Annotated in this window: 16 protein-coding genes and 1 riboswitch; of the genes, 2 read left to right on the top strand and 14 right to left on the bottom strand. The window is 39.5% G+C overall.

What is annotated here, in order from left to right; all coding sequences use genetic code 11:
* Positions 1–56: 56 nt before the first annotated feature.
* From glnA to MKY46_RS05950, 3 genes are all read right to left on the bottom strand, one after another.
* Positions 57–1,391 (bottom strand): type I glutamate--ammonia ligase, encoded by a 1,335-nt coding sequence (glnA, locus tag MKY46_RS05960; protein ID WP_036128172.1) that lies wholly within the window; start codon positions 1,389–1,391, stop codon positions 57–59.
* A gap of 55 nt (positions 1,392–1,446) precedes the next feature.
* Complete coding sequence (locus MKY46_RS05955) at positions 1,447–1,821, bottom strand: MerR family transcriptional regulator (RefSeq protein WP_036128174.1); 375 nt, start codon at positions 1,819–1,821, stop codon at positions 1,447–1,449.
* 154 nt (positions 1,822–1,975) lie between these two features.
* Positions 1,976–3,229 (bottom strand): methionine gamma-lyase family protein, encoded by a 1,254-nt coding sequence (locus MKY46_RS05950; protein WP_036128177.1) that lies wholly within the window; start codon positions 3,227–3,229, stop codon positions 1,976–1,978.
* Positions 3,230–3,578: 349 nt separating this feature from the next.
* Here MKY46_RS05950 and MKY46_RS05945 point away from each other — a divergent pair, with 349 nt between their 5' ends.
* A complete protein-coding gene (locus MKY46_RS05945; protein WP_036128179.1) occupies positions 3,579–4,184 on the top strand; it encodes a trimeric intracellular cation channel family protein in 606 nt (201 codons plus the stop codon).
* A gap of 74 nt (positions 4,185–4,258) precedes the next feature.
* Here the strand turns inward: MKY46_RS05945 and cobT are convergent, their stop codons facing one another.
* Positions 4,259–5,314 (bottom strand): nicotinate-nucleotide--dimethylbenzimidazole phosphoribosyltransferase, encoded by a 1,056-nt coding sequence (gene cobT, locus MKY46_RS05940; protein ID WP_036128181.1) that lies wholly within the window; start codon positions 5,312–5,314, stop codon positions 4,259–4,261.
* Between the two features lie 94 nt (positions 5,315–5,408).
* Positions 5,409–5,584: riboswitch (cobalamin riboswitch) on the bottom strand.
* 72 nt (positions 5,585–5,656) lie between these two features.
* Positions 5,657–6,511 carry a DMT family transporter gene (locus tag MKY46_RS05935; RefSeq protein ID WP_036128184.1) on the bottom strand — a complete coding sequence of 285 codons (855 nt, stop codon included), beginning with the start codon at positions 6,509–6,511 and terminating at the stop codon, positions 5,657–5,659.
* Positions 6,512–6,799: 288 nt separating this feature from the next.
* Between MKY46_RS05935 and MKY46_RS05930 the strand changes: the two genes are divergently transcribed.
* Positions 6,800–7,195 (top strand): hypothetical protein, encoded by a 396-nt coding sequence (locus MKY46_RS05930; RefSeq protein ID WP_036128186.1) that lies wholly within the window; start codon positions 6,800–6,802, stop codon positions 7,193–7,195.
* A gap of 545 nt (positions 7,196–7,740) precedes the next feature.
* Here MKY46_RS05930 and MKY46_RS05925 read toward each other — a convergent pair.
* From MKY46_RS05925 to cotE, 9 genes are all read right to left on the bottom strand, one after another.
* The gene (locus MKY46_RS05925) at positions 7,741–8,043 is read right to left on the bottom strand and encodes a rhodanese-like domain-containing protein (protein WP_036124673.1); all 303 of its coding nucleotides are present in this window, start codon (positions 8,041–8,043) and stop codon (positions 7,741–7,743) included.
* A 96-nt stretch (positions 8,044–8,139) separates the two neighbouring features.
* Positions 8,140–8,370 (bottom strand): RNA chaperone Hfq, encoded by a 231-nt coding sequence (gene hfq, locus MKY46_RS05920; protein WP_036124674.1) that lies wholly within the window; start codon positions 8,368–8,370, stop codon positions 8,140–8,142.
* 97 nt (positions 8,371–8,467) lie between these two features.
* Positions 8,468–9,370 carry a tRNA (adenosine(37)-N6)-dimethylallyltransferase MiaA gene (gene miaA / locus MKY46_RS05915; protein ID WP_036124676.1) on the bottom strand — a complete coding sequence of 301 codons (903 nt, stop codon included), beginning with the start codon at positions 9,368–9,370 and terminating at the stop codon, positions 8,468–8,470.
* Positions 9,357–10,274: an alpha/beta fold hydrolase gene (locus MKY46_RS05910; RefSeq protein ID WP_036124678.1), complete on the bottom strand. Its 918-nt coding sequence runs from the start codon at positions 10,272–10,274 to the stop codon at positions 9,357–9,359. The genes miaA and MKY46_RS05910 overlap by 14 nt, the downstream gene beginning before the upstream one ends.
* 3 nt (positions 10,275–10,277) lie before the next feature.
* Complete coding sequence (locus tag MKY46_RS05905) at positions 10,278–11,924, bottom strand: glycerol-3-phosphate dehydrogenase/oxidase (protein WP_036124680.1); 1,647 nt, start codon at positions 11,922–11,924, stop codon at positions 10,278–10,280.
* An 18-nt stretch (positions 11,925–11,942) separates the two neighbouring features.
* Entirely contained in the window at positions 11,943–13,436 is a 1,494-nt protein-coding gene (glpK, locus tag MKY46_RS05900) for a glycerol kinase GlpK (protein ID WP_340833821.1), read from the bottom strand.
* A gap of 19 nt (positions 13,437–13,455) precedes the next feature.
* Positions 13,456–15,318, bottom strand: coding sequence for a DNA mismatch repair endonuclease MutL (gene mutL, locus MKY46_RS05895; protein WP_340833820.1), 1,863 nt, complete (start codon positions 15,316–15,318; stop codon positions 13,456–13,458).
* A 19-nt stretch (positions 15,319–15,337) separates the two neighbouring features.
* Entirely contained in the window at positions 15,338–17,908 is a 2,571-nt protein-coding gene (gene mutS / locus MKY46_RS05890; protein ID WP_058844649.1) for a DNA mismatch repair protein MutS, read from the bottom strand.
* Positions 17,909–18,036: 128 nt separating this feature from the next.
* Entirely contained in the window at positions 18,037–18,684 is a 648-nt protein-coding gene (gene cotE / locus MKY46_RS05885) for an outer spore coat protein CotE (RefSeq protein ID WP_170829783.1), read from the bottom strand.
* Positions 18,685–18,753 lie beyond the last annotated feature (69 nt).

Below are 18,753 nucleotides of genomic sequence, written 5' to 3'. Positions count from 1 at the left end.
AAAACGAGTACCTTCCAAGTGAAGAGGCACTCGTTTTTTTATATTTTTATTAATTCTTAGTACATTTTTAAATATTGATCGCGTTCCCATTGATGAACGGTTGTACGGTACATATCGAACTCGATTTCTTTTGCTTCTTTAAAGTTTGCGTAAATATGCTCACCTAAAGCTGCTTGCGCTACTTTATCTTTAGCAAGTAATGTTAAAGCATCATCAAGTGCTGCTGGTAAGTTTTCAATACCATTAGCTTGACGCTCTTCTTCCGACATCACATAGATATTGCGATTAATAGCTGCTGGTGGCGTTAAGTTTTGACGAATACCTTCAAGACCTGCCTCTAAAATAACAGCCATTGCTAAATATGGGTTTGCTGAAGGGTCCACAGAACGTACTTCTACACGAGTTGAAAGTCCACGTGCTGATGGGATACGAATTAGTGGTGAACGGTTTTGCGCAGACCATGCTACATAACATGGTGCTTCATAACCAGGTACTAGACGTTTATAAGAGTTTACTGTTGGATTTGTTACAGCTGTGAAACCTTGTACATGTGCAAGAACACCCGCCATGAATTGCATAGCTGTTTCAGAAAGACCTAATTCTGTAGCTTCATCATAGAATGCATTTTCTTTACCTTTAAATAGTGACACGTTAAAGTGCATACCAGAGCCTGCTTCACCAAATAATGGTTTTGGCATAAATGTAGCGTGCAAGCCATGTTTACGTGCAATTGTTTTAACAACTAATTTGAAAGTTTGAATGTTATCACAAGCTGTAACAGCATCGGCATATTTAAAGTCAATTTCGTGTTGTCCTGGAGCTACTTCATGGTGAGATGCTTCAATTTCAAAGCCCATTTCTTCTAGCTCTAATACGATATCACGGCGGCAGTTTTCACCAAGATCTGTTGGAGCTAAGTCGAAGTAACCACCATGGTCATTTACTTCTAACGTTGGTTCGCCTTTTGCATCTAATTTGAATAAGAAGAATTCTGGCTCAGGCCCTAAATTGAAGCTTGAGAAGCCCATATCTTCCATTTTTTTAAGAATACGTTTTAGGTTGTTACGTGGGTCACCAGCAAATGGTTCGCCTTTCGCAGTGTATACGTCACAAATGAGACGTGCCACTTTCCCTTTTTCAGAAGTCCAAGGGAATACTACGAAAGTATCAAGATCAGGATATAAATACATATCAGATTCTTCGATTCGAACGAAACCTTCAATAGATGAGCCATCAAACATCATTTTGTTTTCTAATGCTTTGTCTAATTGACTTACAGGAATCTCAACATTTTTGATTGTGCCAAGAATATCTGTAAATTGTAAACGAATAAAGCTTACGTTTTTTTCTTCGATGAGACGTTTAATGTCCTCTTTTGTGTATTTACCCACAGTTTTCCACACTCCTATAATTTGTCTAGCTTTTATGTTTACCCTACCCTATTTATTAATAGAATCGAGATAAATCCCCTCGTCGGATGGATGATTTTTGCATGCGCTGAGCTTGACGCATTTCTTCGCGCATGATTTGGCGTAATTCTGAATCACTTAAATCTTGTTCATCTGTAGCAACAGGATCTTTCTTTTTAGCAAATAATTTTTTAATCTTCGCCATATTCATACCCTGCTCTAAGTAGTCTTTAATTTCAAGCAATGTGTCGACGTCATTTAATGAAAACATTCGACGATTGCCTTCTGTTCGGTGCGGCTCAATTAAATGGTGTTCTTCATAATAACGAATTTGTCGTGCCGAGAGTTCAGTTAATTGCATCACAATACTCATTGATAATAACGGCATAGTTCGTCTAATTTCACGACTCATTTAAGTCCTCCTCCAATACCCGCTTATCATATAACGAAATTTTTTCACTGTCAACCAACCATGTGAGGTTTCCTAACATGTAAGGCGTTATTTTTTTCAATCCGATAGAAAATTGTAAAAAACTATTCAAATTTAAGGTTTATTTATTTTCATATTACTTTTTTTGAATGGCTTGAACAGCACTACAAATAGCAAATTTAACATGTTCATATGTTAGTCCACCCTGGATAAAGGCTGTATATGGTGGACGGATTGGACCATCTGCTGTCAGCTCAATGCTGGAGCCTTGAATAAATGTTCCCGCAGCCATAATGACATCATCTTCATAACCAGGCATATAAGCTGGTTCTGGAGCATAATGGGCATTTATTGGAGAATTGGCTTGTATTTCACGACAGAAGGCAATCATCTGCTGTGCAGTTTGGAAGGAAACGGATTGGATTAAATCCGTACGATTTGCATCATAGCTTGGAGAAGTGCTCATTCCGATTTCCTCCAGCATAGCTGCTGTAAAGATCGCACCTTTTAAGGCTTGTGATACGACATGTGGGGCTAGGAAAAATCCTTGATAAAAATCTCCTAATGTATTTAATGTTGCCCCTGCCTCTGCCCCAATACCTGGAGATGTCATACGATACGCACATTTCTCTACTAAATCTGCACGGCCAGCAATATAGCCACCAATTTTCGCCAATCCTCCACCAGGGTTTTTAATGAGTGAGCCTGCCATTAAATCAGCACCAACCTCTGTAGGTTCCTTCGCCTCTACGAACTCACCATAGCAGTTATCTACAAAAATAACGGCATGTGGGGCTAATTTGCGCACCTTTGCGCACATATCAGCAATTTCTGCAATCGTAAAGGATGGACGTGTCGCATAGCCTTTCGAACGTTGAATGGCAATCATTTTTGTTTGCGTAGTAATGGCTGCTTCTACACCTACCCAATCAATTGCTTTATTTTCCACTAAATCCACATGTCGATAGCCTATTTTATAATCTTTCAGTGAACCGGTATCTTTGTTACCACCATCGACAATGGATTGCAATGTGTCATATGGCTGACCAGAAATATAAAGCAGCTCATCACCAGGACGAAGGACACCGAATAGACTAAGCGTGATTGCATGTGTTCCTGAAATAATTTGTGGTCGTACAATGGCAGCCTCCGCCCCAAAAACTTCCGCATAAACACGCTCTAAATTATCGCGTCCCTCATCGTCATAGCCATAGCCATTGGATGGATGTAAATGATAGTCACTTACTTGATGCTTGCGAAATGCTGCTAGCACCTTCTGTTGATTATAAAACGCCATTTCTTCTACCTTTGCATGATAGGGTCGAACTTGCTCCTCTATTTTTGACGCTAAGGATAGCGTTTGTGCTGATAAATTAGATGTAAACGTCATTCTTTTCTTCTCCATTTCACAATTGTCCCGCATTTCAATCAGTAAGATCTATCGACTCTCTAAATTGACTTCACTCATTCTAGAATTCCCTAAATAACTACTGGTATATCAACGCTTTTGACGAATGTTTTTCTTTATTTCAATAACATCTTATCAATTTGTATGAACCCCTGCAAAACTTGCCTATTGTTTCTAAGCGAATTTTACGCTAAGCTAATGTGCGGACTTACTTCAAGAAGCGTATGTAATGACTGATTTTGGCTATTAAATTCATAGATTCTGTTACGTCAAAAAAAGTCTTTTAACTTTTAAAAAAGAAGTTCATTTATTGATAGAAGGGGTGAAAGGGATGGCTTGGGAGGTTTTTAGTATTATTGGAACAATTGCCTTTGCTATTTCTGGGGCAATCATTGCCATGGAAGAAGAATACGATTTATTCGGTGTATATATACTCGGTATTGTCACTGCTTTTGGTGGAGGAGCTATTCGAAATTTACTCATCGGGCTGCCTGTCACAACCTTATGGGGACAGGATATGATGTTTCAAATTGCACTAGCTGCGATTACGATATTTTTTATTTTCCCGCATCATCTGATTCAGCATTGGCATCGTTGGGGCAACTTCACAGATGCCATTGGCTTATCCGCGTTCGCTATTCAAGGTGCACTCTATGCCGTGAAGCTAGATATGCCAATTAGCGCAGTCGTTGTAGCTGCTGTTTTAACAGGTTCAGGTGGTGGTATTGTGCGAGATTTATTAGCTAGACGGAAGCCACTAGTTCTCCGTGATGAAGTCTATGGTGTTTGGGCTGCTCTCGCAGGGCTTGTTATCGGATTTGAAGTTTTGACTGGAGACATTTTCCTTTATGTATTATTTGCAGTGATTACAGCATTACGCATTCTTTCCTATATGATGAAGTGGCGTTTGCCTTTGCGAAGGTTGAATCGGGCATAGATACTGTAATTGATAAAAAAATGAATAAGCGCAAAGAGTTCATTAACTATTTGCGCTTATTTGTTATTCAGTAACTATTTAGCCAAAAGATTCATGGCTTCTTCTAATGTCACCATATTTTTCATCATAGAACAAGCAGCATCTAAAAGAGGAAAGGCTAGAGCAGCACCAGAGCCTTCGCCTAATCGCATGTTCATATGCAGCATTGGCTCTACACCAAGTAATGATGCGGCAATTTTAGCCCCTGGTTCCTCTGAAGCATGGGAAGGTATGATAAAGTCTTTTACTTTCGGTTCAATTTGATAAGCAATAAGCGCAGCAATAGTCGAAATAAAACCATCAATAATAACAGGTTTTCGGTGACTTGCGGCAGCCAGCATGATACCAGCCATAGCCCCTATCTCTAGCCCTCCAACTTTAGCTAGAACATCAATGATATCGTTAGGATTGGGTTTGTTGAGAGTAATTGCTTTTTCAATTACTGCTGCTTTATGAGCAATCCCTCCTTGACCAACTCCTGCGCCAAACCCTGTTATTTCAATAGGGTCATAGCCAGTCAAAGCAGCTAATATGGCAGTGCTCGGCGTTGTATTACCAATGCCCATTTCACCTGTTCCAAGTAGGTTGGCTCCTTTTGTGATTTCATCTGTTGCCACATGAATCCCCACTTCAATGGATTGAATAGCCTCTTCTCTTGACATAGCAGGGCCCTGTGCCATGTTATCTGTGCCATGCTTAATTTTATGAATGATGACACCTGCATCAAGCGGAATATCTTCTTTTACCCCAACATCTACTGTTACTACCTTTGCATTGGTAATGCCCGCAATCGCACAAACGCCTGTACCTCCTTTAGGAAAATTTAATGTTTGAAAGACCGTAACATTTTGTGGATTCGTTGTTATGCCTTCCTCACAAACGCCATGATCTGCTGCACAGACAATCATCACTTTTTTATCGACCATTGGATATAATTGTCCTGTTATGCCTGAAAGCTGTACGGCAAGTGATTCTAGTTTACCCAAGCTACCTGGGGGCTTACAAAGCGCATCAATTCGCTTTCTAGCTTGGTCCATACTATTCATATCAGCCTCTTGGATATTTTGAATCGTGTCTTGTAATAATTGCATTATTGTTTCTCCTCTCGTTCTACATGAAGACAAAATAAAAAGTCTGTAGTTTATTGTCATGACAAATAAACTACAGACTTTTCCATCATCTATATACTTCCGAAGCAAGTAGGCAGGTCTCCTGGCTCAAGTTCAACATATCATCGTGCCTTCCCAGCGATTCGCTAGTGGCATTTACGATGACACTCCCTTATACAGTGGCGGGTCCGCTAAAGTTTTTCACTTTATTCCCTATTCTCCCTATTGGGCACCTAATGCTTTTATTAAACTATTTATAATCTACGACAGCGTATTTTTTCTGTCAATATTAGAATACTCGCCTTGTACCATTTCTTCGGTTACCTATTCTTTTTCTATTTCGCTTAGCAATGTTGAGCCTAATAATAGGACCGCTCCTATTATTTGTAGAAGCGCCATTTTTTCTCCTATAATCATCGTGGAAATTACTAATGATGTCAGTGGATCAATATAGCTAAGAATGGCTATACTTTGTCCTTTTAACTGTGACATGCCTAAAAAGAACAATAAAAATCCAACCCCTGCATGGACAAGGCCTAATGTAATTAAGAATAGGACTGATTCAAAACTGATTTTCATGACCTGAAATCCTGTAGTTCCAAGTAGATAGAAGCTAAGGAAAAATGCTGCTAAAGAAAGTTGAATCATTGTATTTTCTGGTTCCTTTAAGCCACATATAAATTTATTTGTCAATGTTAGCGCTGTGTAAAAGCATGCCGCGATAAGACCGTAGACAATGCCTATAAAATGCTCACTATCCCCAGTGCCTTGACTTTGGACAATCAAATATAGTCCGATAAGGGCCACACAGACATACATTATTTTTCTGCCAACTAGCTTCTCTTTTAAAATAATTGGAGATAAACAGATAACGAGTACTGGTGCAAAATAATAACTCAATGCAGCATTGGCAATCGTTGTTGCTTTATAAGCCTGAAATAAAAAAATCCAGTTCCCACACAAGGCGATACTAGAAAGTATTAATTTCCACTTATTTTTTATAATCTCTAATTTCGAAAAACTTTTCTTTTTATAAATAAAAATCACTACTAAAAAACAAGCACCTATTAAACTCATCCAAAAAGCGATTTCACTTGAAGATAACGGAATATACTTGGCAAAAACACCAACTGCTCCAAAAATAATCATGGATAATACAAATGCTAATTTTCCGCTCATTACAAATACCTACTTTCTACGTATAAAGTATTAACCTATACAGTAGAATCTATTGAAAATGAGCAAACTGTTATTGTATGCCTAAACAGTAGATTCTACTGTAAAGACATTGTTGGGGGTGCTATTGAACAAAACATACAAAATCCCTCCTTCATCTACATAATTGTAACATATTTCTGAAAATTAAAGAGTAAGTTTTATAAAGAAAGGGGTCACTAATCCCTTCATACTATTATGAGTATGTACAATATAAGGTAAGTCATAAATTTTCTTTGAGGAGGAGTTAGGATGAATGCAAGAGAATTGAGAAATGCCATTGCGGAGACTTGTGAAAATTATGATAGTCACTACGCTCAGTTAGTGAAACCAATCAATCAGTTATTAATGAATGTCGATGCTAGTATAAGTAACGAAACAGCGAATATAATCATCGAAAATTTGAAGTTATATTATAGCGGGGATAAATACATGACGGAATGTCACTTCGATGAGAGTGAAAATTTCTTAAAAGATGGTCTTGAACTTCTTCAAAAGGGGGATCTTGCGAATGGTGCTTTACAAATATATGGTGCTGGTTTAAATTTTTCCAGTTATGCTTTAAAGGTTCGTGGGCAAAAAAATGTGAATCCGTATATTAACTTTGAAAAAAATTTCAGCCTCATCATGAACACACTCCGAAAATAAGTATATAAAAAAGGTGATATCAATGATAGAAACAGCCACTTTGAAAAGCGAGAGGTTGATTTCCGTTCCACCAGCGTCCTTTCAGGGGGCGTCCGATGATGAGCCGCTTCACTCACTGCGTTCGCTCCAAGGTCCCCTCTGTGACACTAAATCCCCTAGGAGTGACACTGGCTCCACTCCAATCAACCATATGTAAAAGTGGCTTTTCCTTCTCTTTCATACGAACCGTAGTGAACAAAATAGCCCATTATTTGTCTGATGAGAGAAAGGATAGCCCTTTATTTTCAATGTGAAGAAGTGGTAAGTAACAACACCCCTCCATAAAGAGTAGTGAATACCTTTGCTAAAAAGGTACCATTTTTATGCATTGGAATGGAAGGCTACTTGACTCCCGTGGGATAGTGAGACAGGCGAGCCTCTAAACGGAGCGGTAGCAGAGGAAGCGGCTCGGCGCTCGCCCACAGGAAAGCAAGTAGCCTGCAACGGAAATCCATTTTCACCCTTCACAAAAATGCTATGGATGGTTTTATTTTTCATTTTGGCATTTATTTAAATTCTAATTCCCCATCGTAAGCTAGCATGCCGCCTTCAAGATTTGTTACATCAAATCCTTGCGCTTCTAAATAAGCACATGCATTAGCAGAACGAGCACCAGCCTTACAAACAACAATATATGGCTTTTCTACGTCTAATTCCTCTAAACGTTCCGGGATTGTCCCAAGGGCAATGTGCTTGGCACCAGGAATCATGCCGTGTGCTACTTCATCCTCTTCACGTACATCAATAATATATAGGTCCTCATTTGCATCTAATCGTTCTAGTAATTGTGTTGTTTCCATTGATTTCATGAACTTTTTTCCTCCAAAATTTCAAATTCCACTTACATTATAGCTTGTAACAAAAAAAACAGCCAGTGTGGTGAACACAAGCTGTTTAACAATTTTTTATCCTTCTGTCTCTAAAAACTCTATTTGTTTTGCTGGAACGAATGTAGAAATGGCGTGCTTGTAGATTAGGTGCTGCTTATTTTCAGCATCCATTAATAAAACTGTAAAATTGTCATATGATTTCACAGTCCCTTTTAACTGAAATCCATTTAACAGAAATACAGTTACAAAAACACTGTTTTTACGTAGTTGGTTCAAGAACGTATCTTGCAAGTTGATTGATTTCATCAAATAGCCTCCCCACTAACTTTCTACCTCTTCACTCCTATAGTAGCATGTTCTACCAATTTATCAATTAGTAATTTTTAGAAATTTTTCTTAATTATTATAATTGTTCATCCGTCGTAATAAAATGGACATCCATTTTATTGCGAAAATAGGTAAGTTGTCTTTTTGCATAGCGGCGTGAATTTTGTTTTAAGCTATCAATAGCTTCTTCGAGGGTACATTTGTCATCCAAATAATCATACAATTCCTTATAGCCAATTGCTTGTATGGACTGCACATTTCGAATATTTTGCTGCCATAAACCTTTGACTTCTTCTAAAAGGCCATTGTCCATCATTAAATCAACACGACGGTTAATGCGGTCATAAAGCACTTCACGGGTCATATTTTGACCTAACCCCAAAATGACATGCTTATAGAGAGGTACTTCCCCTCGGTTTTGTGCTTCAGCTGCTTTGGATACACCGCTTAATTCCAGCATTTCTAATGCACGAATGACACGACGCGTATTGTTTGGATGAATCGTCTCCGCTGTTTGAGGGTCTAGTTGTTTTAATTTATCATGCATTGCCTCAGGGCCAAGCTTTGCTAATTCATCATAGTAGGCTTTTCGTGCTTCCTCATCAACTTTCTCATCAGTAAATTGGAAATCATAGAGGACCGCTTGTACATATAAGCCTGAGCCACCTACTATAATGGGTAATTTTTGTCGAGATTGGATTTCTGCAATTTTTGCTCGGACTAATTTTTGATAATCCGCTACTGAAAAAGATTCTGTCGGCTCTAAAAAACTGAGTAGATGGTGTGGTACGCCCTCCATCTCTTCTTCCTTAATTTTAGCAGTCCCAATATCGAGTCCTTTATAAATTTGCATGGAGTCGCCATTAATGACTTCACCGTTATATTTTTTCGCCAGTTCAATGCTTAAAGCTGTTTTACCAGAGGCAGTTGGTCCTACAATCGCTACGACCTCTGCCTGCTGTAATTTAGTTTCTATCATATTTTTCTAACCACCGTAATAATACTTGAAAGACCGCTTCTTGGTTGTCTTCATTTAAAATTTCATGCCGTTTGTCCTCAAATAAATAAACCGTTACATCTTTTACTCCTACTGTTGCCAATTGTTCAGCAACTGTGTAAACGCCCAGCCCCTGTTCGCCAACCGGGTCTTTACTTCCGCTTATCAAGAGAATGGGAAGATTTTTTCTTATTTTTGCTAATTCTTTTTTACGATTAAGTGTTGCAAAGCCCGTTGTTAAATCGACAAAAAATTGATTGGTTGGAATAAAGCCACAATATGGGTCATCTATATACTTCTGCACCTCTTGTTGGACAGAACATAGCCAGTCATAGGCCGTCTTTGGATTTGGAAACTGTTTATTAAAGCTACCAAAACTCAATTGATTTAGCAGCTTACTTTCAGTTTCTTTCCCCAGCCCCTTAGCTAATACCTTGGCTACGATATTTCCAACAGCATGCAGAGCTGTCACATTTCCCGTACCACAGAGAATAACATTGTCTACTTGTTCACCATACAGTTGAATATATCGTCTAGTAATAAATGACCCCATACTATGACCAAAAATAATGAATGGTACATTTGCATAGGGTGCATGTAATTGCGTGACCACTTCATGGGCATCTTCTACCACACGCTCAAAACCGTTCTTTTCAGCAAAAAAACCTAATGTGCCATTATAGGCCGCCGTTTCACCATGACCACGATGATCGTGCATCGTCACAGCATAGCCTGCCGTATTGAGTGTTTTAGCAAATGTTAAATAGCGACCACTGTGCTCTGCCATACCATGCAAAATGTGAATATGGCCAATACATGGCGTTGTGGGCTCCAATGTTCGAGTAAAGACAAAATGTCCATCCGACATTTGAATATAACGCTCCATCCCTTACTCCCCTTTTTTCACAAAATTTGTTGCATCCTTAATGGCTTGCTCTAATTCAGCCATATACTTGTGTTTCTGTTCCTCCGTATAATTCAAGTGTTGTTGCATCACTTGAATTACTTGCTGCTTATAAAGCTTGACGGCCTCAATATCAAAGTAAAGCAAGCCTGTACGACGAATAAAGAAGTCGCTCGGTGTATAGACCATTTCCTCTTCCATGCCATACAGTAGCATAGCGTGTAAAGCTAGAGGCATTGTACTGCCATGTTCATGTAAAAATTTAACACGATTAAATAATCCATCTACATTTGTGCCATACTTTTGTACAAGCTGTTTGGCTTCATCATAATTTAAGCCGTATTGTACACCTTCTCGTGCTTTATAAGCCATATAGTCAGGGAAATTAATCGCGTTGATTCCTTTTGCACCAGACAGTGAGAGCTCACGTGTTAAACAAGCACTTGCATGCTTATAGCGACGAGCTTTTACAATTTTATCGACAATTGTTTCAGCCATTTGACGATAGCCTGTGAGCTTACCGCCAGCGATTGTCATTAAACCACTTGGCGCTGTCCATATTTCATCTTTCCTTGAAATTTCAGAAGGGTCCTTTCCTTTTTCATAAATGAGCGGGCGTACTCCTGCCCAGGATGATTCAATCGTTTCTCTTGTAATAGTAGCAGTTGGAAAGACTTTTTTAGCAGCCTCAATTAAATAATCTACATCTTGCTGTGTAGCAACAGGGTGTACAAGATTTCCCTCAAAGACTGTATCCGTTGTCCCTATATAGGTTTTGTCATCTCGCGGAATTGCAAAAGCCATACGTCCATCAGGAATATCAAAATAAACAGCTTGCTTCAGTGGAAAATCCTTTTGGTTGAGGACAATATGAACGCCTTTTGTCAGACGTAATTGCTTGTTATCTGTTACTTTATCCTTGTGTCGTACGTCATCTACCCAAGGGCCTGTAGCATTGACAATTTGTGCTGCATGTACATCGAGTATTGTTCCCGTAACATGATCCTTCACTTTAATGCCAACAAGCTTTTTCTTTTTGTAGATAAATTCCGTCATCTCTGCATAATTGAGACACAATGCTCCATATTCTGCAGCCTTTTTCAATACTTCAATCGTCAGACGTGCATCATCCGTACGATATTCAACATAATACCCTCCACCCACAAGTCCATCTTCATTAAGTAAAGGTTCTAATGCTAGGGTTTCTTGGACGTTTAACATTGTTCTACGTTCATGTTTTTTGACACCCGCCAAGCGGTCATAAACCTTTAATGCTATAGATGTTGTAAACGGACTAAGTGAGCCCTTCTTATATAAAGGTAATAGCATTTTTTCAGGCGTTGTGACATGAACCGCATTATCATAAACGATTTCACGTTCACGCCCCACTTCCGCTACGACACCCACATCAAATTGCTTTAAATAACGTAGGCCACCGTGAATCAGCTTGGTTGAACGGCTCGACGTACCAGCTGAAAAATCCTGCATGTCAATTAATGCGACAGAAAGGCCTCTTGATGCGGCATCTAATGCAATTCCTGCACCTGTAATACCACCACCAATGACTAATACGTCAAAGCTATAGTGCTCTAGATAATATAAAATTTTTGGACGATGCTCAAATGAAAACATACCTTTCTCCCCCAATAGCTATGATTTAAAAATTCGTGTGGCCTCTACAGCCTTTTGCCAGCCAGTGTAAAGAGCTGTGGCTTGCTCGTCCTCCATTTGTGGTTGGTAGGTTTGGCCACTCACCCATAATGCAGATAAGGTCTCTTGGTTTGGCCAAAAGTTTGTGGCAAGACCTGCTAAATAGGCTGCACCTAGTGCTGTTGATTCATTAAGCTGTGCTAGCTCAACTTGTAGCTGTAAAACATCACTTTGGAACTGCATTAAAAACTGATTTTTAACAGCCCCACCATCGACACGGAGTACTTCAATCGGGGTACCCGCTGCTTCTTCCATTGCATCCAGTACATCCTTTGTTTGATAGGCTAATGATTCAAGTGTTGCCCGGATGAAATGCTCTTTTGATGTTCCTCGTGTTAAGCCAAAAATGGCACCACGAGCATCTGTATCCCAATAAGGAGTTCCTAGACCAACAAAGGCAGGGACAATGTAGACACCATCCGTGTTCTTCACCTTTTTAGCATAGGTTTCGGAATCCTCAGCAGTACGAATCATACGTAGCCCATCTCGTAGCCATTGGATTGCTGACCCTGCTACAAAAACACTACCTTCTAATGCATAGGTCACTTTTCCATCTATCCCCCAAGCAATAGTCGTCAGTAAACCATTTTCAGAGGTCACTGCTTGCTGGCCTGTATTTAATAGCATAAAACAGCCAGTACCGTAAGTGTTTTTAGCCATTCCTTTTGTAAAGCAAGTTTGACCAAAAAGAGCGGCTTGTTGATCACCTGCAATCCCTGCAATCGGAATTTTTTCACCAAAGAAAATACTTGGTGCTGTTTCCGTGTATATTTCAGATGAATTTTTCACTTCAGGTAACATTGACATTGGAATAGCTAAAAGCTGACAAAGCTCATCATCCCATTGCAATTCATGAATATTGTAAAGCAATGTTCGAGCTGCATTTGAATAGTCGGTTACATGAGCCTTTCCTTTTGATAATCGCCAAACAATCCAAGAATCAATCGTCCCAAATAGCAAATCTCCATTGTTTGCCATTGCGCGTGCACCATCCACATTGTCTAAAATCCATTTAATTTTTGTTGCAGAAAAATAAGCATCTAGGCGTAGCCCTGTTTTTTGCTGAAAAAGCTCTTCATGGCCTTGATCTTTTAAGGTATTCACAATGTCCTGTGTTTGGCGCGATTGCCAGACAATCGCATTGTAAATGGGCTGACCTGTCTTTTTATCCCATACAACTGTCGTTTCGCGTTGATTGGTAATGCCAATGGCATGTACCTCACTTGCTTCGTGCCCACTTTCGGTTAAGACCGCCGCAATAACGGCTAGAATAGAACCCCAAATTTCATTTGCATTATGCTCTACCCAGCCAGCCTTCGGAAAAATTTGCTGAAATTCTTTTTGTGCGACATGAACAATTTCACCTTTTTTATTAAATAAAATAGCCCTTGAACTTGTCGTTCCTTGATCAATCGCTAAAATAAATTCGCCCATCCCAACTTCCCCCTTGTCTCTACATAACCCGTTTGAACATTTTTTCCACTTCATACGATGTAAAATGAATAAGCACTGGACGTCCATGAGGGCATGTAAATGGATTATCTGCATTACGTAAATCTCGTAGTAATGTTTCCATTTGTTCTTTTGTTAAATAATGATTGGCTTTGATCGATTTTTTACAGCTCATCATAATCGCCGCTGCTTCACGTAATTTTTTGACATCGGCCTTTTTCGTTGTTAGCACCTGTTCAATTAAATCCTCAATGATTTCCTGCTCTTCCCCTTGTGGGAACCAACTTGGGTGCTCACGTACAACAAAAGATGACTGACCAAATTCCTCTAAAAATACACCTACAGCTTCTAGCTCATGCTTGTATTCTCGTAAAATAAGTGCTTCATCGGCCGCATAGTGGAAAGTTAGTGGAAGCAATAATGCTTGACGTTCATGCGGATTGACTTGACCGACCTTTTCACGGAAAAATTCATATTTAATGCGTTCTTGTGCAGCATGTTGATCAATTAAATAAAAACCATCTTCCATTTGTGCAACAATGTATGTGCCATGGATTTGCCCAACTACTTCTAGTTCAGGAAATGGCTCTTTCGTAGACTCATTCTCAATTACTTCTTGTTGTTCTACACTGGTTACTTGTTCAACTGTCTCAGTCTCCAATCGCAGATCGGGCTGCCAGCTATCCTCTATCATAGTAGGTACAGGCTCTGGCACGACCAACTGTTCACGATTGCTCTCTTGAATGGTTTGGACATCATATAGTTTCTCAACAATTGCATGCATCTTCTCTACATCTATTTTGGGAGCAGGCTTCCAAATATTAAGTTGCTCATTAGTAGGTTTGACACTTTTTTCTTTCTTCTCCATCTGAGGTACGCGAATAACGCTGCGTATTTTTTCACGGATGGTTTCCTCGATTAATTTCAAAAGCTCTGGCTCTTTACTTAAACGAATTTGATGTTTCGCAGGATGCACATTGACATCTGTTAAATAAGGATCTCCCTCTATATAAAGGACAACTATCGGATAGCGTTCGATGGGTAAATACGTATGGTAGGCATCCACAACCACTTTTTGCACTAAATAATGCTTGACCCAGCGACCATTAACAAACAGAGACATATAATTTTTGGAAGCACGTGTCACCTCAGGCAAGGACACAAAGCCAGAAATTCGATAATCATATGATTCGCCTTGGAACGGCACCATCTTCTTGGCATTATGTACACCGTAAATAGCGGCCAGTACTTGTTGCACATCTCCTCGCCCATTGGTTTGCAATAATTGTTGACCATTATGCAGTAATCTGAATGCAATTTGTGGATTGCTAAGTGCTAGGCGATTCATTAGGTCTATCGTATGCCCAAGTTCAGTTTGAATAGTTTTCATATATTTTAAGCGTGCGGGCGTGTTAAAAAATAGCTGAGATACCGTTAAATCCGTACCTTTACGCAAAGGGCCAGGCTTATGTGTTAGGATATGTCCACCTTCAAGCTCTAAATGCGTTCCAGATTCACCATTTGATGTTATCAGCGTCATTTTAGAAACAGAAGCAATGGATGCCAATGCTTCCCCACGGAAACCAAGTGTACGAATGCGGAATAAATCATGTTCCTGATGAATTTTACTAGTAGCATGGCGAGAGAATGACATCAATGCATCCTCTTCATCCATACCATTACCATTATCTATTACTTGAATGGAAGTGAGACCCGCTTCTAGTAAAAAAACATCAATGGACGTACTCCCCGCATCAATGGCATTTTCCACTAGCTCTTTGACAACAGAAGCTGGTCTTTCTACTACCTCTCCTGCTGCGATTTTATTGGATAGCCACTCGTCCATAATTTGTATGTTTCCCACTAACGTATCACTCCTTTATCTATTTTTTTACGTTGATTAGCTCTTGCTGTAGCTCATATAAAATATTCATTGCCTGCATAGGTGAAGTGCCTAAAATATTGACTTTTTCTAATTTTTTTAGCACCTCTGCCTCGGCTGGTGAAATCGGCTCTTCCTCTGCAAACAAAGACATTTGCACGGGTTGTTCAGCCATTACTTGTGTTTCAGCAACTACTTCTTTCCCAGCCTCAAAATTCTCCAGTAAAACACGCGCTCTCGCTAAAATTTCTTCTGGCAATTGTGCGAGCTGTGCTACATGAATACCATAGGATTTATCAGCGGCTCCTTTTTTCACCTTATGCAAGAACACAACCGTTCCATTTTTTTCCGTAGCCGATACATGGACATTTTGTAAGCGAGGTAAATCCTTTTCCAGTGCCGTTAATTCATGATAATGCGTAGAAAACAACGTATTTGCACCGATTTTATCATGAATATATTCCATCATCGATTGTGCCAAACTCATGCCGTCATAAGTCGATGTGCCACGTCCGATTTCATCAAATAGCATCAAGCTATTTTTTGTTGCATGCATAATAGCATGTTGTGATTCAAGCATTTCTACCATAAATGTGGATTGTCCTGCTGCTAAATCATCAGCCGCTCCAATGCGCGTAAAAATTTGATCGGTAATAGGCAGTCTCGCCTTTTCAGCAGGTACATAACAGCCCATTTGCGCCATAACAACAATTAAGGCTACTTGGCGCATATAAGTACTTTTACCAGACATATTCGGCCCTGTAATAAGCATCATATTATGCTGCTCTTCTAGCACACAATCATTTGGTACATACATTTGCTTATTTAACATTTTTTCAACAACTGGATGTCGTCCCTCTATAATTTCGAGCGCACGTCCACCATGAAATTCTGGTTTTGTAAAACGATATTTTTCTGAAACACTTGCAAAGCTTAGTAAAACATCTAGCTCACTAATACTTGCTGCAAGTGCTTGTACACGTGGGATATATGCCTTTAATGCCTCCCGAATTTCCACAAACAGATTGTACTCTAATGTTAAGCTTTCTTCCTCTGCATTTAAAATTAATGCTTCTTTTTCTTTTAGTTCGTGTGTAATATAGCGCTCTGCATTCGCCAACGTTTGTTTGCGCTCATAGCGTGTTAAGTCCGCTAAATGAATATTCGATTTTGTAATTTCAATATAGTAACCAAAAATTCGATTATAGCCTATTTTTAAATTTTTAATGCCTGTTTTCATTCGCTCTTCTTGTTCAAGTTGGGCAATCCAATCTTTACCGTTGCGAGCAGCATAGCGTAGTTCGTCTAAGCGCTCATTGTAGCCATCACGGATGACATCCCCTTCTTTAATGGTAATAGGTGGATTATCAGTGATCGCCATTGCTAATAAAGCCTCGACATCTGTGCATGTATCAAGTGCTGCACCTAGTTGCTGTAACGTCTCTTTATTTGCCCCCATCAGCTGCTGCTGAATAGCTGGCACTTGGCGCAATGAATCACGTAATTGGGCTAAATCACGTCCGCCTACATTGCCAAACGCAACACGACCAGCCAAACGCTCTAAATCATATACTTGTTTTAAGGAAGCTTGTAGCTCAGTGCGCACAAAATATTCTTCCAATAAATCCGTGACAATCGCCAGCCTGTCCTCAATCGCTGTACGAGTAGCCAGCGGCTGATGTAGCCATTGTTTTAATTTTCGCCCACCCATTGCTGTCACGGTATCATCTAATAGCCATAAAAGTGTTCCTTTTTGGTCTCCACCACGAATCGATTGAATCAACTCTAAATTTCGTTTGGAGCTAGAATCAATGCGTAAATAATTTTTAATTTCATTAAACGTGAAAGCTTGAATATGCGATAAAGAGCGCATTTGTGTTTGATCGATATACGCTAACAAACGAAGACAGGCAACTTGTAATGGCTGAGGTACGGCTTCTAAATAGCTTGCTGCTTTGTCCATAGGCATTTCATCCACTTCAACTGATAGCACAATCCCAGCATGAACGGCGTGCTCTGCTAATAGTAGCTGTAAACTATCCGTTACAATAAGCTCTCGAATACCATAAGCCTGCATTTGCATTAAGAGGGCTTTTCCATCGCCTTCAATAGAAGAAGCCACTGCTTCACCTGTCGATAAATCTAAATAGGCATAGCCAAATGTCGTGTCATCTAATTGCTCTGCTGCCCCAATAAAGTGGTTGGTTTTACCGTCAAGCGCCTTACCTTCCATAATGGTTCCGGGTGTGATAAGCTGAACCACTTCACGTTTGACCACACCTTTTGCTTGCTTTGGATCTTCTGTTTGTTCACAAATCGCCACTTTATAGCCCTTTTGCACAAGTGTTTCAATATAATTTTTAGCCGAATGATGCGGCACACCGCACATTGGTATTCGCTCTTTTGCGCCTGCATCTCGGCTCGTTAATGTAATCTCTAAAATTTGTGAGGCATTGATGGCATCCTCAAAAAACATTTCATAAAAGTCACCTAATCTAAAAAATAAAAAGGCATCTTTGTAGTCTTCCTTTACCTGTAGATACTGTTGCATCATTGGTGTATATGTTGTCATATAATTATTTACCTCGCTCTTACCATATAGATATTTTTATTATAACAAAAGATACATGCGAAACGCTTCCTTCACCTTTTTTAAGATGCTAGCATTTCGCATGTATCAAAAAATGATGTTTTTTAGACTTATCTTGGTCGTTCATCAGGAAACGATGAGGACTCTAACACATACCTGCTTTCTCCATCAGAGCTGGAAGATGAGCTGGAGCTTGATGAGGAGGATGAAGAACTTTCATCATTAAAGCTCCAATCTTCTTCATAGTCTAATGGATGGACACTAATACAAATTGTTGTTTCACCCATTACTTCGACAACTACTTCACGTTCTACAACAATTTCAAACTTCGTACCACATGGAGAGATAATCGCTTCAATACAATTTGGTTCTTGTATCACACGTACACGAACATCATCACCAACGCTAATTTCACCTTCACGATAATGAAGCTTCACTTTGTCTTTATAGTGAACCGTTTCGGAAAACACAGCTGTTTTCGAATGGTTACTATAGGCATACCACACATTGACATCAAATTTCCCAGTTACTTCTACAAATTTCCCGACTCTTTTCGCAGAGCAAGTATGATTGATTACCCAGCATCCTAAAATACTTGTCGGTTTATTTGTTGGTGATAATGTTACACGTTCTTCCGTTCTCTTCTTCCCTTTGGCAACTACTGCTTTCGTCACGATTTGTCGTAAACGTTTCAGCGCAATTCCTCCTTCGACTCTTTTCACTCCATCATATGCAGGTAGCGCCCATTGGGTGAACATATATTTTTAGAGAATGAAAAGTATCGTCCAAATCTTTTTCCGTGAGAGGTCTGCTATAGCATGGGAATG

The organism is Lysinibacillus sp. FSL M8-0355 (assembly GCF_038008985.1).
GTDB classification, from domain to species: Bacteria; Bacillota; Bacilli; order Bacillales_A; family Planococcaceae; genus Lysinibacillus; species Lysinibacillus fusiformis_D.
Note: the sequence above shows the minus strand (reverse complement) of the source record. Positions and strands in the feature narration are given on the sequence as shown.